At 55.6% G+C, this 15,435-nt stretch carries 12 protein-coding genes; 4 read left to right on the forward strand and 8 right to left on the reverse strand.

Annotation, left to right across the window (positions count from 1 at the left end; genetic code table 11):
• Positions 1-60 precede the first annotated feature (60 nt).
• From pabB to ruvX, 5 genes are all read right to left on the reverse strand, one after another.
• Positions 61-1,914 (reverse strand): aminodeoxychorismate synthase component I, encoded by a 1,854-nt coding sequence (pabB, locus tag OHL19_RS00340; protein ID WP_263355578.1) that lies wholly within the window; start codon positions 1,912-1,914, stop codon positions 61-63.
• Between the two features lie 66 nt (positions 1,915-1,980).
• Entirely contained in the window at positions 1,981-2,400 is a 420-nt protein-coding gene (gene msrB / locus OHL19_RS00345; protein ID WP_263355579.1) for a peptide-methionine (R)-S-oxide reductase MsrB, read from the reverse strand.
• A 124-nt stretch (positions 2,401-2,524) separates the two neighbouring features.
• Positions 2,525-3,163, reverse strand: a complete 639-nt coding sequence (locus OHL19_RS00350) for a CDP-alcohol phosphatidyltransferase family protein (RefSeq protein WP_263355581.1) — start codon at positions 3,161-3,163, stop codon at positions 2,525-2,527.
• 3 nt (positions 3,164-3,166) lie between these two features.
• Positions 3,167-3,685, reverse strand: coding sequence for a GreA/GreB family elongation factor (locus OHL19_RS00355; RefSeq protein ID WP_263355582.1), 519 nt, complete (start codon positions 3,683-3,685; stop codon positions 3,167-3,169).
• Between the two features lie 214 nt (positions 3,686-3,899).
• On the reverse strand, positions 3,900-4,331 hold the full coding sequence (gene ruvX / locus OHL19_RS00360) for a Holliday junction resolvase RuvX (RefSeq protein WP_263355583.1): 432 nt from the start codon (positions 4,329-4,331) through the stop codon (positions 3,900-3,902).
• Positions 4,332-4,488: 157 nt separating this feature from the next.
• Here ruvX and mltG point away from each other — a divergent pair, with 157 nt between their 5' ends.
• Together mltG and OHL19_RS00370 are read left to right on the forward strand one after the other, a co-directional pair.
• A complete protein-coding gene (mltG, locus tag OHL19_RS00365; protein ID WP_263355584.1) occupies positions 4,489-5,538 on the forward strand; it encodes an endolytic transglycosylase MltG in 1,050 nt (349 codons plus the stop codon).
• Positions 5,539-5,597: 59 nt separating this feature from the next.
• Positions 5,598-6,449 (forward strand): LolA-like protein, encoded by an 852-nt coding sequence (locus tag OHL19_RS00370; RefSeq protein ID WP_263355586.1) that lies wholly within the window; start codon positions 5,598-5,600, stop codon positions 6,447-6,449.
• Positions 6,450-6,497: 48 nt separating this feature from the next.
• On the opposite strand, the gene obgE is transcribed toward OHL19_RS00370, so the two are convergent.
• Positions 6,498-7,535 (reverse strand): GTPase ObgE, encoded by a 1,038-nt coding sequence (gene obgE, locus OHL19_RS00375; RefSeq protein ID WP_263355587.1) that lies wholly within the window; start codon positions 7,533-7,535, stop codon positions 6,498-6,500.
• 138 nt (positions 7,536-7,673) lie between these two features.
• Between obgE and OHL19_RS00380 the strand changes: the two genes are divergently transcribed.
• Positions 7,674-11,162, forward strand: a complete 3,489-nt coding sequence (locus OHL19_RS00380) for a carboxypeptidase-like regulatory domain-containing protein (protein WP_263355589.1) — start codon at positions 7,674-7,676, stop codon at positions 11,160-11,162.
• Between the two features lie 7 nt (positions 11,163-11,169).
• Here the strand turns inward: OHL19_RS00380 and OHL19_RS00385 are convergent, their stop codons facing one another.
• The gene (locus OHL19_RS00385; RefSeq protein ID WP_263355590.1) at positions 11,170-11,679 is read right to left on the reverse strand and encodes a YybH family protein; all 510 of its coding nucleotides are present in this window, start codon (positions 11,677-11,679) and stop codon (positions 11,170-11,172) included.
• Positions 11,680-11,869: 190 nt separating this feature from the next.
• Here OHL19_RS00385 and OHL19_RS00390 point away from each other — a divergent pair, with 190 nt between their 5' ends.
• Positions 11,870-13,795, forward strand: coding sequence for an alpha-L-arabinofuranosidase C-terminal domain-containing protein (locus tag OHL19_RS00390; RefSeq protein ID WP_263355592.1), 1,926 nt, complete (start codon positions 11,870-11,872; stop codon positions 13,793-13,795).
• 95 nt (positions 13,796-13,890) lie between these two features.
• Here OHL19_RS00390 and dnaA read toward each other — a convergent pair whose 3' ends face one another.
• Entirely contained in the window at positions 13,891-15,348 is a 1,458-nt protein-coding gene (gene dnaA / locus OHL19_RS00395; RefSeq protein WP_263355594.1) for a chromosomal replication initiator protein DnaA, read from the reverse strand.
• Positions 15,349-15,435: the final 87 nt, after the last annotated feature.

The following is a 15,435-nucleotide window of genomic DNA, read 5'->3' on the forward strand; positions in this document are numbered from 1 at the left end:
CGGGGTTTTGCTGTCTACTGCCCATCGAAGTACCCAGCTCGCTTCGCCTGGCAATCAACTTCACGCAGTGAGCTTTACCTCGTAGATGCCGCGCAGTGCGTTGCATAGATAGATGGCGTCTGCGGTTTCCAGGTCAGTCCTTGTCACAATCCGTTCCTCAATATCGGCGCGGGTCTCCAGTAGATGCCATCTATAGACTCCGTCCAATACGCCACAGGACAAGGGTGGCGTGAGCAGCCTGCCCGATTGTCGAATGAAGATGTTGCTGATCGCGCCTTCGGTGACCTGATCTTTTTCATTGAGAAAAATCACGTCGTCGAATCCTTCTTCGCGAGCCCTTGCGTGCTGCTCATCATACAAGCTGCGCTTCGTCGTCTTGTGCCGGAAAAACACGTCGGTTGAGGATGTGCGTTCGGGCGCGAACCGGATTCTTCCCTTCGGGGATTCGGCGTTAAATTCCTGCGCGGTGAGTGTGAGTTCGCCTGTCCGCGCCAGCAGCAACCGAATGCGATAGCGCTTGCTGGAATCAAAGGACGAGGCGAGTTGCTGCAACTGCTCCTCAATCACAGCCCGATCAAAAGCAAAGTTGAAGTAGGATGCGGACGCTTCAAGGCGGCGAAGATGCAGCGGAAGCAGCCGAATCTCACCATCCCAAAGCATGGTTTCGATGAGCTGAAACTCATGACGAACACGGGTCAGAAAAGATGCCTTAAGCAGGCACTCCTGGTACTCATCCATCGGCTTAGAGTCGGCGACGATGCCGCCACCTACGCCAAGGGTGGCGCTGCCGTTCTCAATTACGAGAGTGCGAATTGCGACATTGAACGAGGATGATCGATCGGGTGCAATGAAACCAATCGCTCCGGTATAGACGCCGCGCGGGCGTGTCTCCAGTTCGTCGATGATCTGCATCGTACGCACTTTGGGCGCTCCGGTGATGGAGCCGCTCGGAAAGATGCCGCGAAAGATCTCGTAGTAGTCGATGCCGGCTTTGAGCATGCCAGAGATTGTCGAGGTCATTTGCAACAGCGTTTCGTAGCGCTCGACGGTGAAGAGATCCTCGACTGCTACGCTGCCCATCTCGCAGATGCGGCCCAGATCATTGCGGAGCAAGTCCACGATCATGACGTGTTCGCTACGGTTCTTCTCGTCATGCTGTAAGAGAACTGCCGCCTGCACATCTTCTTCCGCATTTAACCCGCGCGGCATTGTTCCCTTCATTGGCCGGGTTGTGATTTTTCCATCGTGAATACGGAAGAAAAGCTCAGGGGAACAGGAGAGAATCTGGCGGTCGCCGAAATTCAAAAACGCACTGTACGCAACCGGCTGTTGAGCGGATAGCATCGCGAATAATTGCGCGGCCTGCTGTTGGATTTTGAGGTTTACTCGATCGGTGAAGTTGACCTGATACGTATGGCCCGCTGCGATGTAGCTCTGAATCTTCGCTATCTTTGCACCATAATCCTCGGCTGAGATTCCCAAGGCAATGGATTGGGCGTCAATAGCTGGCGCACGTTCAGGATCGTATTGGGTGTCCGATTCGCGGATCGGATCATCATTCAAAAAGCGCCCCTCTGCATGATCGAAAATGTGCGGCTGTGCATAAACGCCCAGCCAGATCAGCGGCTCATTCTGCGACCGAAGTTTACTCAGCGCAACGGGCTCGAAGTGATAACCGCACTCGTAACCAAAGTATCCTGCGACAAACAGACCCTCGGCGAGTGCTTCTTCCATGGCCGTGAATATGCGCGGAATCTCATCCAATTCGTGCGCGATCAACATCTGAACTGGATCGGAGAAAAGATAGCTTGTGCGATTGGAGGAATCGAAGCGCGCTGTTTCCAGCAGGACGGAGCCGGGGTTTTCAGCGACAACCGCATGTACCCACGCGGGGAGACGAGCGTATCTGGTCATTTCGTCTCCCCGTTTTTTGTCTTCCGGCTTCTTGTCTTCCGGTTTCGCAATCGAATGGCGGCGGTGTTACTTATGCTCAAAGGTGAGCGAAGCGGAGTTGATGCAATAGCGCAGGCCGGTCGGTCTGGGGCCGTCTGGAAATACATGCCCGAGGTGGCCGCCGCATTGCGCGCATGTAACCTCGACGCGCCTCATACCGAAGCTGCGATCTTCATGCTCGTTGATCCTCTTTGAATCAGCCGGAATGTAAAAGCTCGGCCATCCGCAGCCGGAATCGAATTTGGCATCGCTGCCGAACAGGACGGCACCGCATCCCGCGCAAAGATACTCGCCGGTATCGTGATTCTGGGTCAACGCACCGGTGAAAGCGCGCTCCGTGCCCTTTTCTCGTAACACGTGATATTGCTCTGGCGTAAGGAGTTCACGCCACTGTGCGTCGCTGCGCTCAATCTTCTCTGGTTTTTCGGAACCCTGTATCTGTGTCATGGATTTCTCAACCCTCTGCTGATTAGATCAGGCGACAGCCATTCGGTTGCAAGGCCTATTCGAGAGCGCCTTGCACCGGGCCATTAGCATAACTTAAGTCCTGATCTGCTTAGACGGGATCAGCTTAGTCCTGGCTGACCGGTGCCATGTGCTTGGTGTTGGTGTAGGTATAGGTGATGCGATTGATCACCGTGATGGTCGACAGAATCGCCAGAACCCACAGCACCGGAGCCATTGCTCCCCAGTGATTGAACAACGCGCCGAGAATGATCAGCACGATCCGCTCTGGACGCTCCATGAAGCCGACCTTGCAGGAGCCGATCAATGCCTCTGCGCGAGCACGGGTGTAGCTCACCATCAGCGAAGTCACCATCACAAACGCTACCAGCACAACATAGCGGAAGTGGTTGACGCGCGCGTAGTACACGATAAGGCCAAAGAAGAGCACCACGTCCGAGTAGCGGTCGATCACGGAATCAAAGAATGCGCCGAAGACAGTGACCTGATTTGTACGGCGCGCAACCCGGCCATCGACCATGTCGAAGATGCCTGCGCCGATGATTACCAATCCGGCATAGAGAAACATTCGACCGGCATTAGTGGCATTGGCATGGCCAAAGAAGAAGGCCGCGCCGATGTTGATTACAAGGCCGATAAATGTAAGTACGTTGGGCGAGATGCGCGTCAGCGAAAGCCCGTAAACGATGCGGTCGAGCAGCCAGCCGCAACCGCGGCCAAAAGCGCCGGTCCAGGTAGTCGCCACGTGCTACTCCCCCGCCGCTTTGGTGCCAGACTCGGCAGCAGCTTCGGCGTTGGCGGCCTCGTCATGAATGGTGATCAACTTCAAAATTTCAAGCTCGCGCTTGCCGTTGGGAGTCACCACGATGGCCACATCGCCGACCTTTTTCCCGATCAGGCCGCGGCCGATCGGCGAGGTCGTCGAGATCAGGCCTTTGGAGACGTCTGATTCTTCGCTGGTGACCAGCTTGTAGACGATCTCTTCGTCTTTGGTTGTGTCGAAGACGGTGATCGTCGAGCCAAACGCAATCTTGTCTTTAGGAATGTTGGCGAGATTGACCAGCGACAGCTCGGCCATACGCTTTTTCACCTGGCCCAAACGCGCATTCACGAACACCTGGCGCTGCTTGGCCATGTGGTACTCGGCGTTTTCAGACAGATCGCCGAGCGAGGCTGCCTTCTTGATCTCGACAGGAAGCTCGTGGGCTAGCTCATGCTCAAGCTTTGTGATTTCTTCGAGGAGCTGTTTCTTGATGTGTTCAGTCATTCGTTTTCCGCCGCTGTGGCATCGACTTCGGTAGCTGAAACCGGATAACCGGCAGCGCCCGATTTCTCTGCATCCCCATAAGAAAGATGGGTGAAACCCTGAAACTCCGATTATACGATGACGGCACCTGTCAGAAGCAGATCAGCCTATCCAGCCATCCCACAACGATCCCCCAATCATCCCGTGGAGAAGAAATTCGATGTGCCGAGGAAGCCTATCTGGGAGCATCGAGAAAGGATTGCAGAATCAAAGAAGCCGCTACCTGATCCACCAGCGGCTTATGCTCCTCGCGGCTCTTGCCTGCCTCGTAGAGAATCGCGTGCGCCTCGCGTGTCGTCAGCCGCTCATCCCAAAGATAGAGCGGCAGCTTGGCCAAAAGCGCCAGTTCATTGGCGAAAATCTGCGTTTTCTCCGCGCGATCACTTAATTCGCCGGAGAGATGCAGCGGGTTGCCGACGACAATTCCGGCACAGTCATATTTACGGCAGAGGCGGGCAAGAGATCGCAGGTCGTCCTTGGGATTGCGTTTTCGCAAGAGCGTCAGCACCGGCTGAGCTGTTAGCCCCAGCTCATCCGAAACCGCGACACCGATCCGTTTCGACCCGACATCGAGGCCCAGATAGCGCGGAATGGGGGTGGATTGCACATCCTGATTATAGGTGTGCTGTTAACTACCGGCATTCGGGCGGAGGCGGCGCTGCGAACGGTGACACGAAATCTGCGCCCGCATCCAATTTACAATGTAAGGATTGGAATCGACGCTGCCCCTTCGTGCGTCCAATATTAGTTGAGAGCGGGAGTTCATGGTTCGTCGACGAAGTACGCGAAAGAAAAAGAGTTCTGGCGCGTCTTCGGGACTGTTCCTCTTTGTTTTATTGGTGGTTTTAGTTGGAACCGGAGCAGGAGCCTGGTTCGTATACCTACCCGCAGGACCAAATACTGAAACTTTCGTCGAAATTGCGCCGGGGAGTTCCAGCGCCCAAATCGCATTGCAGTTGGAGCGATACGGCATTATCCGCAGCCGGTACGGTTTCGATCTGGTTCGCCTCTGGAAGAGAGGCATTCTGAAGGCAGGCGAGTATCGTTTCGATCATCCTGTCTCGGTTCCCGAGGTTTACGCCCGCATCGCCCGTGGAGATGTCTTCACAGTCGCGGTCACGATTCCCGAGGGGGCCAATCGCTTTGAAGTAGCCGCGCGGATTGCGCAGGCAGGACTGGGTAACAAGGAGGATTTTCTGGCAGCGACAGTAAAAGATACATCCCTGGTCGCGGACCTGGATCCCCACGCGAATACGGTGGAAGGCTATCTTTATCCCGATACCTATCGCTTTCCTCGTAAAGCGACGCCGACTCAGATCATCTCAACCATGGTGCGGCGTTTCCGCACGGTTGCGAATCAGATTGGCCTCCGGGAGAACATGCATTCTGTTGTCACGCTGGCCTCGCTCGTGGAGCGCGAAACCGCCGTCAACGCGGAGCGGCCGCTGGTCGCCAGTGTGCTTTCCAATCGCCTCAGCAAAAACATGCCCCTGATGACCGATCCCGCCATAATTTATGGGCTGGAGACGGAAGGCAAATGGCGCGGGGCAATTTACGAATCCGACCTGGTTGATCCCAAGCACGACACGGCCTATAACACCTATCACCACAAGGGCCTGCCGCCGGGTCCGATAGCCAATCCAGGGCAGCCTTCCTTACGTGCGGCGCTCCATCCCGCAGATACCGATTACCTCTACTTCGTTGCCGCAGGAGCCGACCCACAGGGGAAATCGCGCTTCGCTTCCACGCTGGACGAGCATAACAAGAACGTTGCCAGCTATCGGCAGGCCGTCAAGCAAGCGGGTGGCCATTGAGAATCGGATCGCTCTGTTTTAGTTCACGCTGGGTTTCAATCGCGCTGCTGGCAAGCAGCATGCCGATGTTGACCGGCTGCGCGAGCCTGCTTGTATCCAAGCGCCGCCTGCCTGTCCCTGTGGCTCCAGCGGTCGTCGAGACGGCTTCCGCAGAGCAGTTGGTAACGCAGTTAAACGACAAATGGGCCAAGTTTGAAAGCATGACGGCCACCGTCGATATTCGCGCCAGCCATCTCAAATCCAAAGAGGGCATTGCGACGGATTATCCCTCGATCCGAGCGAATCTGCTCCTGCGCAAGCCAAGTGCCTTGCGCATTTTGGGCAAAGCTCCGATTGTTCAGACAGTCTTGTTTGACCTGGCGAGCGACGGCACCCGCTTTACCTTCATTATTCCCCCTCGCAGCAAGGTCTACCAGGGGTTGAATGCCGATAAAGGCACATCGCCTAACTGGTATGAAAATCTACGCCCCGGCTTCTTATTCGATGCCATGGTGGTTCGTGGACTCGCCCCGGATGATCTGTACTCTGTCACCGGCGAAACAGTCACCGTGGAAGACGCTGCCAAGAAGCAACTTCTTTCGCGTCCGGACTATGACCTCAACATCATGCGCCGCAAATCCAATAGCCAAGAACTGTCGCCTATTCGAGTCATCCATTTTCAGCGGGTCGACCTGCTCCCGTACGAGCAGGACCTGTATGACGATCAAGGGGACCTGGAAACCCAAATAATCTACGGACCCTATCAGGACTTCGACGGTGTGAAATACCCGAGCACCATCACGCTGAAGCGTCCCCAGGAGGAGTATCAGCTGGTCATGACCGTGGAGCGTGTCACAGCCAACCCACCCCTGACCGACGATCAGTTCCAGGTAAAGATTCCCGAGGGCTACACTCACCAGATGTTGAAGTAGCCCTGTTCCGGGGAATTACCTGCTTTAGTGCGTTATCCGTTTTAGGAATTAGAAGATCGGTTCGGGTACTTCGACGGACCGAGCTTCACGCACATGCTTCGCCAGAGCCCACTTCAGGTCTTCGATTCCCTGCCCGGTTACCGATGAGATCGCAAAAAATTCCAGCTTGCGGCGCTTGGCGGAGGCGGTCAATTTCTTGAGCTTCTCCGGGTTGGCAGAGTCGATTTTCGTCGCTACGACGATCATCGGCTTCTCCGCCAGGCCGTGGCCGAACCTTTCCAGCTCCTGGTTAATGACTTTGAAATCCTCAATCGGATCGGGCCGGCCCGATGCATCGGATACATCCACCAGGTGAACCAGCACGCGGGTGCGTTCAATATGCCGCAGGAACTGCACGCCCAGCCCGGTGCCCAAATGGGCTCCTTCGATCAATCCCGGCATATCGGCCACGACAAAGCTCTCTTCATGGGGAGCCACGCCTACTGTCACCACGCCCAGATTGGGTTCAAGCGTCGTAAAGGGATAGTCGGCAATCTTGGGCTTGGCTGCGGAAATGCGCGAGATCAGGGTCGACTTGCCCGCGTTGGGGTAGCCTACCAGTCCAGCATCGGCGAGCAGCTTTAGTTCGAGCCGATAGGTACGTTCTTCCCCGAGACGGCCTGGTTCGGACTCACGGGGAGCCTGGTGAACCGGCGTTGCAAAATGCTGGTTTCCCCGTCCGCCACGGCCGCCCTTGGCGACCACGAAGGTTTCGTCCGGCAGCGAAAAGTCGTGAATCAGCTCGCCCGTTTCAGCGTCGAAAACGGTCGTGCCTACGGGCACCTTCAGGGTGATGGAGTCGCCATCGCGGCCAGTGCAGTTCGACCCCTCGCCGTGGCGTCCACGCTCGGCTTTGTGCTCCGGATTGAACCGGAAATGAACCAGGGTGTTGTGCTGCTGGCTGGACTGCATGACCACGTCGCCGCCCCGGCCGCCATCGCCACCGGACGGGCCGCCACGTGGAACAAATTTTTCACGACGGAAGGCGACACAGCCATTGCCGCCATCTCCGGCTTTCACCAGAATCTTTGCTTCATCGATAAACATAGATACAAATCAACTTTCTACTATCTAGTCTACCGGAACCCGAATATACTCGCTTCTAACTTACCCAGATCATCTGCGCGCCATTAATTCAAAAAATAAGCGCAACCATAAATACGCCCTCCCAACTGGAGTAAGTCCATGCCTGTTTGCAGCCGATCTCACGGCAGATCGAGCTTTGAGTTACTGCGTCGATGGCTGATAGCCGCCGCTCTTTTCGGCGCGTTGGCTACAGCCCTGAGCGCGTTTTCAGAGCCCTCCGGTTCCGACGCTTATTCGACCGGCTCACTCGATGGCCATCTCACGGATTGGCACAGTGTGCCCCTGGTGCAGGCCGTGGTGGTCGTGCGCAACCTCGCGACAGGCGCTGCAGTTCGCACAATCACCGGCAAAAACGGCAGCTATAAGCTGACAGGACTTGCACCTGGCGAATACCGAATTGAAGCTGAGGTTCCACAACTTGGCAAAGGGCAGGTGGAAGGCATTCTGATTTCCGCGGGCCACGCAACTCGCGTACAAGCCGCGCTGGTGATGGAGTTACCGCAGATCAACTCCACTATCCAGGTCGATACCCACGATTTAGATACGGTGTCTCCTGCGGTTACAACCATGATTGCCGGCGACGAGTTGAATGCCGTTCCTCTGAGCGGACGCAACTGGCAGGCGATGATTACGCTCACTCCCGGAGCCAGTTCGGCATCTCAGGCGGCAACCGACGCTGGCGGTAATACAGGTAAAGTATCTCCGGTTCGGTCTGTATCCAGCGAATCCAACGTATCGAATATATTCATGACAGACGTCAGCGACCTGGATGCAGACAGCAGTATCGATGGCATCGAGAACACTCCTGCTTTCTCGGGTAGCAACCAGTTGAGTCGTGGCGGCCAGACGCTGGGTGCGTCAGGTTCATCAGGCTCATCCGGAGTGATGACTCTGGAATCTCGTACAGGCTCCGCGCGTGCCGGTGGAGGAGAACCGTCTGGCAGTCCGCTCAACATCGCCACTCAGCATGGTGGCAGCTGGCTGCATGGGCAGGCTTTTTATCTGAACAGGCAGAGCCTCTGGGGGGCGCAGAATCCTTACACGCAGAGAATTCTGGAAACCGCGACTGCTACAGGCATCGATATTGCGCAGTTCACGCCGGAGCCGTATACCCCTCCAAACAGCCGGCAGACGTTTGGTCTCGGGATTGGACGTAATTCGAAGCACGATAAACTCTTCTGGTTCGCGGCCCTCGATGGATTACTGAGCAATGATCCGGCGATCGCCACGGTTCGTCATCCGGACGATTTCTTCGCCCAGCCGACTATTCCTGAGCTCACCGTGCTCGGAGCGCGGCTCGGCATTACAGGGCCGGATTTGATCGAGCAGGAGGTCGCTGGCTACTCCGGATTTTTGGAGCAGATGACGGGGCTACTGGGAACTGTGCCTCGAACTACGGCGCAAATCCAGGGTTTCGCTCGCCTTGACTGGCATGTGGGCGAGCACCATCACCTCAGCGTGGAGGGAAATGCCTCCGATGCAAATGCGCCTGGAGGCGCTCTGACGCGCAGTTCTGAAACCTATGGCAGTCATAGCTTCGGCAATAGCAGCGCCAGTCAGACATGGGGATTGGTTAAGTGGGACAGCTTCCTGACTCCGAATCTGCTCAATGACGCAGCAGTGCAATTTGGTCGCTATCTTCTGATCGATAGTCCGCAATCTCCCTCCGCATTTGAAGCGCCGCTGATCTCTAATACCTGGGGCGAACTGCCGGAGATTGTTGCCGATTCCAAATATGGCTTCATACTCGGCAAGCCCGCACAACTGGGCAAATCCTCGTATCCGGACGAGCGCTCCTATCGCGTTCAGGACATGATGAGCTGGGTACGCGGGAAGAATCTGCTCAAGCTAGGAGGCAGCGTTGCTCACATCTCCGATGCGACAAATACACTGATCAACCAGACGGGAACGTATTCCTACGCCGATGTGTTGAACCTCGCATCCGACGTCGCAAGTTTTACCAAATATGGACTCGCTGGTATCGACAATCCCTTTGCAGACCAGCATAATTGCGACGCGACAGGGAAGGCCCGCGCTGTAGATGGGGTGATTACCGGCCTCGGCTATCTGCCCTGCTATGCGTGGTATTCGCAGCGAATCGGCCCGGCGCAATGGCATCTCAGCACCAACGACATGGCAGGCTTCGCCACGGAGCAATGGCAACCTCGCCATAACCTGACGTTTTCCGCCGGGGTGCGTGTGGAGACCGAGCAGCTACCGCCGCCGATCGCATTTGCCCAGAATCCTGATCTCGCAGCTACTCAAAAACTACCTGGCATGACGATGAACTGGGGCCCAAGATTTGGTATTGCCTGGGCGCCATTTTCGTCCTCCGCAGGAAAAGCAACGGTGCTGAGAGTCGGCGCAGGTCTCTACTATGGCCGCATCGACAACTCTTCGATCCTGTCAGCGCTCACCCAAACTGGTTCTCCCAAGGGCGACCTCAACTTCTTCTTCAAGCCGACCGATGCTGGCGCTCCGCCGTTTCCTTATGCCTTTTCTACGCAACCGGTCACCGTTGTAAAGCCAGGGGCGGTCTCGTTTGCGCCGCGCTTTCGCCCGCAGGAGGTAGATCAGGCAATCGTCAGCCTTGAGCAGCAACTCCCAGGCCACTGGGTCGTACAGATGAGCGGAATGGCCAGTCTGGGACGCAGGTTGCCCATCTCGATCGATACAAATCTAATCGACACAAATCTAAATGCTGCGCAAGGCCCCGGCACTATCACTTACAGCGTGGTGGATGCATTGCAGGCAGGGCCGATCAAGACACCGACAATCACTGTTCCCTTCTACTTTGCACGCCTCAATCCCAACTACCAGCAGCTTTCGAGTATCGAGGATCGCGCCAACTCCACGTATGAAGCGGCGATGATCAAGGTCGTTCGCTATGGCGGGCACGGCCTCAGCCTGCATGCTCATTACATCTATGCCCACGCGACCGACTGGAATCCGAACGAGTCTGGCAATGTCGCCGTTGATGATGTCCTTGATCCGCAGGATTTCCGGCAGGAGTACGGCACATCGAACATCGACATTCGCCATTCGGCGCAAGCGACCGTTCTTTTTGCGAGCCCCTGGAAGTTACACCACCTGACAGGCGATTTCATCAACGGTTGGAACATTGCAGCACTTACCCAGTACCGCAGCGGATTGCCGTTTACCATGCGGACCAGCGGCTATATTCCGGGGTTTTACGACAGTGAAAGACGGCTCATCGAAGGTGTCGGCCCTGGCATGAATGGCTCCGGAGGCGATAATCGCGTTTACGGCATCGGTCGCAATACCTATCGCTATCCGGCGACTTACACCGCCGATGCTCGGTTGGGCAAGCGCTTCCATCTTGCGAGGCAACGTGAAGTGGAGTTGCTCGCCGAGAGCTTTAATCTCTTTAACCATCAGAACGTAACGTTGCTTGAAACCACCGGCTACATTCTCGATCGCGGCTCAACATCGGGCAGCTTGCCCACGCTCAACTTTCTCACCGGCCTGACAACCGGGAGCACCGAGTTCGGCAAGCCGCTCGACGTGAATGCGACTAATTTCTATCGTCAGCGCGAGATCCAATTAGGCCTTCGCGTTCGCTTTTGAATTGCCATTAACTTGTGTGATCCAGCAGGATCTTCCAACCATCCGATCCCTTGTGCCACACCAGGCTGAAGATGCCGTCATCCTTTTTGGCTTCACCCCTGGCCGTTCGCTCCAGGTGAAAACGCCCTGTAACCACGGCGTATTCCGTCGCCCCTGAAGCCGATGGAAGCAACCTTATTTCAAGATCTGCAAAGGTGAGTGTGCCCATCTGCTCCTTGTTCGTATAGGACTTCTTATATCGCTCCATAATCGGAGCAAAGCCTTTGTTGATCTTGATACCGATGAACGTGGTTTCAGGGGAGTTTTCATAGCTTGCCATAAACCCAGGGATGTCGGCTCGATTCCACGCTGCAACCTGTGCATCCAGCACTGATCGGATCGCGGCTTTGTCTCCGTTGCCTGGAATATCCCGGCTGCTAACCCTCTGCGCGAACGCCAGATTGGCCAGCCCAAAAACCAATGCCAGCAGGATCGCCAATGCCTGCCTGCCGCTGTAATTGCGAGTACGAATGCGCATGGAAAATCTCCCGCAGCCAGCCTACAACGGATTCCTGTGCGCCATTTATTTTCCTATTGTTTCGTAATGAAAACACGATATGTCTTCGGTCCCTGAGAGGTTAAAATCACCAGCGAAACTCTTGCCAACTCCAGGTGGACAGAATAATATCGGCTTTCGAGAAAACCTTTACCCGGAAGAGGTTCCAGAAATGCGCTCTTTGCCTATCCTCATGAAAATCAGCCCGCTTCTGGGTCTCTTGCTCGCTCTGCCTGCGCTCGCTCAGGCACAGGAAAAATCTCCCGTCGTGCTCGCCATTCAAGTAGACAAACCACTGCACAGCGTGAGCCCCATGCTCTACGGGTTGATGACCGAAGAGATCAACTTCTCTTACGATGGCGGCCTGTATCCCGAGATGGTCAAGAATCGAACGTTGCGGGACCGAAACTGGAATCAGCAGGATTGGCTTGTAATCCAAAACGCAGCAGCAGGGGCCAAATTCGAGAAGGACAAAACCACCGGTCCTTCCGCTGCGCTGCATGACAGCATCAAGCTGACCGTGACCTCGGCTTCGCCATCGGAACCTGCCGGTTTGCGCAACATGGGCTACTGGGGCTATCCACTACGCCCGGACATGACCTATACCGCATCGCTTTACGCGAAAGCGGATGCGTCCGGCATGGGACCATTGAGCGTCAGCCTGATCAACAACAAGACCGGCAGGAGCGTCGCGCATGCTGAAATTCCATCCATCGGTAGCGATTGGAAGCAGTATACGGTTACCCTGCACACCGAAAAGATCGCTCCCTCGGAAGAAAACCATCTCGAACTGACCCTTTCCAAACCGGGAACTCTCTGGATGAACCTGGTCTCGGTCTTTCCACCCACATACAAAGGCCGCGTCAATGGCAACCGCATCGACCTGATGGAAAAGCTTGCGGGAATGCACCCGGCATTTCTTCGTTTCCCGGGCGGTAATTATCTTGAGGGCGACCACATCGACGAGCGCTACGAATGGAAGAAGACTATCGGCCCACTGGTCGATCGACCGACCCATCCCAGTCCCTGGAATTACCACTCATCGGATGGCCTCGGCCTGCTTGAGTTCCTGGAGTGGTGTGAAGACCTGCACATGCAGAATGTGCTCGCCGTCTACGCTGGTTATTCGATGAAGCAGGAGCATGTTGAGCCCGGCAAAGATCTCGAACCCTACGTCCAGGATGCGCTGGATGAGATCGAATATGCGACCGGAAGCACCGACACAAAGTGGGGCGCCGAGCGTGCCAGGGACGGTCATCCTGCACCGTTCAAACTGGCTTATGTCGAGATAGGCAATGAGGATTGGTTCGATCAATCGAAGAGCTACGATGGCCGTTTTGCGCAGTTCCACGATGCCATCAAGAAGAAGTATCCCGACCAAAAACTGATCGCCACCGCGCCTGTAACCAGCCGCAAGCCCGACGTGCTGGATGACCACTTCTATCTCAGCTCTGAAAACTACTTCGACGACGTACATCACTATGACAAGTTCGATCGCAACGGTCCCAGGATCTTCATGGGGGAATACGCGACGATGGAAGGCTCGCCGACGGGCGATTTCGGCGCGGCGCTGGGCGATGCGGCGTGGCTTACCGGGGTGGAGCGCAACAGCGATGTGGTCGTAATGTCGAGCTATGCGCCGCTGCTGGTGAACATTCACAACGGTGGTATGCAGTGGCATCCCGACCTGATCGGCTATGACGGCCTGACGAGCTATGGTTCGCCAAGCTATTACGTGCTTTCGCTCTTTGCCGACAAAGTTGGAGATGCTGTTCCGGATTCAACGATGACCGGCGCTGGGCCGCGGGTAGCGTATTCCGTCACCCATCAGGACGCGACAGGCAAAGTCTTTGTCAAGGTGGTCAACGGCGTTCCCACTGCGCAGGAGTTGGAAATCGATTTAAGCGGTGTAAGTGGAATTGTCGGCCCGGCGAAGCTGACGCGGCTGCATGCCCTGTCCCCTGCAGATACCAACACCATCCTTGATCCGAAGCACATCGTTCCGGTGGAGAGCACGCTTCCTGTTATGGGAACGAAGCTGAAACACATAATTCCGGGATATTCTTTTGAGCTGATTGAGCTTGATACGAAGAAATAACTCGACTCTTGCATCACGAATAAAATGGCCACTCCCGATATCACGGAGTGGCCATTTTACTTATTACCTGATTACATCGACTTATACGCCGGATGTTATCCGTTCAGGGTTTCCTGCAACTTATTAATCGTTCGATTGAGATCCTTGTCCGTTCGGCGCAGCTCGTCGATCTTTCCGATGGAATGCATAACTGTTGTGTGATGCTTGCCACCGAACTGACGGCCTATCTCAGGCAAGCTTGCTTCGGTCAGATTTTTGGCCAGATACATGGCAATCTGCCGAGGTACAACGACAGCGCGCGAATTATTCTTCTGCTTCAACTCGCTCACGCGCATGCCGAAGCTTTCAGCCACAGCTTTCTGGATCGCATCGATGGTGATCTTGCGAACCTGCGTGTCGATGAATTGCTTGAGGCATTGCTGCGTGGACTGGAGTGTAATCTCCATGCCGTTCATGTTGCACCAGGCGATCAGCCGCACCAGTGCGCCCTCCAGCTCACGCACGTTGGTGCGCACGTTGGAAGCGATGAACATCGCAACATCCGTCGGCAGGCTGGCCTGTTCGCTCTCTGCTTTCTTTTGCAGAATTGCGACCTTCGTCTCCAGATCCGGCGGCTGAATATCCGCAATCAATCCCCACTCAAAACGCGAGCGTAGACGATCTTCAATCTCCGCAAGTTCCTTTGGAGGGCGATCGGAAGCGATGACGATCTGCTTCATGCTTTCGTGCAGCGCGTTGAAAGTATGGAAGAACTCTTCCTGCGTGCGCTCCTTCTGCGCGATGAACTGAATATCGTCGATCAGCAGCACATCCACGCCGCGGAAGCGATCGCGGAAACTCGTCATGCGGTCGTTACGCAGCGAGTTGATCATCTCGTTGGTGAACTTCTCCGCGGACACATAGCAGATGCTCGCAATGGGCTGGCGACGCTTCACTTCGTGGCCAATGGCGTGCATTAAATGCGTCTTGCCCATTCCGACGCCGCCATACAGAAACAGCGGATTGTAAGCCTTCGACGGACGCTCTGCTACAGCCAGTGAAGCGGCGCGCGCGAACTGGTTGCCATTGCCGATCACAAAATTTTCGAATGTATAACGCTGGTTGAGCTGCGCTGCGCTTGACCAGTCAAACTTCGCCTGCTGCTCAGAGACGTAGCCGCCGCGGCGGTTGTTCTGGTTGGCATAGTTGGACTGGTTATAGCCAGACTGGCTTGGATGAGGAGCCGTCGGCGCATGCGTCGGCACTGGGCCAAAGCCGCCATCCTTGCGTACTGGAGGCTGCGAAGGGTCATCGTCGATCGTGACGAATGCCACATCATCCATATCAAGCTTGAGCAGATCGATCGCTTCCTGAATCAGGTCGCTGTACTTGTCGCCAATGTGCTGGAACTCTTCTGTTGGAATCCGCACATAAAGCGTGCGGCCCGCGATGTGGCTATAACGAGTAGGCTTGAGCCAGGTCTCGAAAGACTGTCGATTGACCTTCTTTTCGAGAGCCGCCAGAATTTGAATCCAGGGGTTGATTACCGGGGCTGGGGAGGTTGCAAATGACATTGATAACTTCCTTACGTGCACGCTATGCGCGCCTGTATTCCTGATCAGTAAACGATCTTTATTACGCTACAAAAAAAGCAATGCTTC

The organism is Acidicapsa ligni (assembly GCF_025685655.1).
Classification (GTDB): domain Bacteria; phylum Acidobacteriota; class Terriglobia; order Terriglobales; family Acidobacteriaceae; genus Acidicapsa; species Acidicapsa ligni.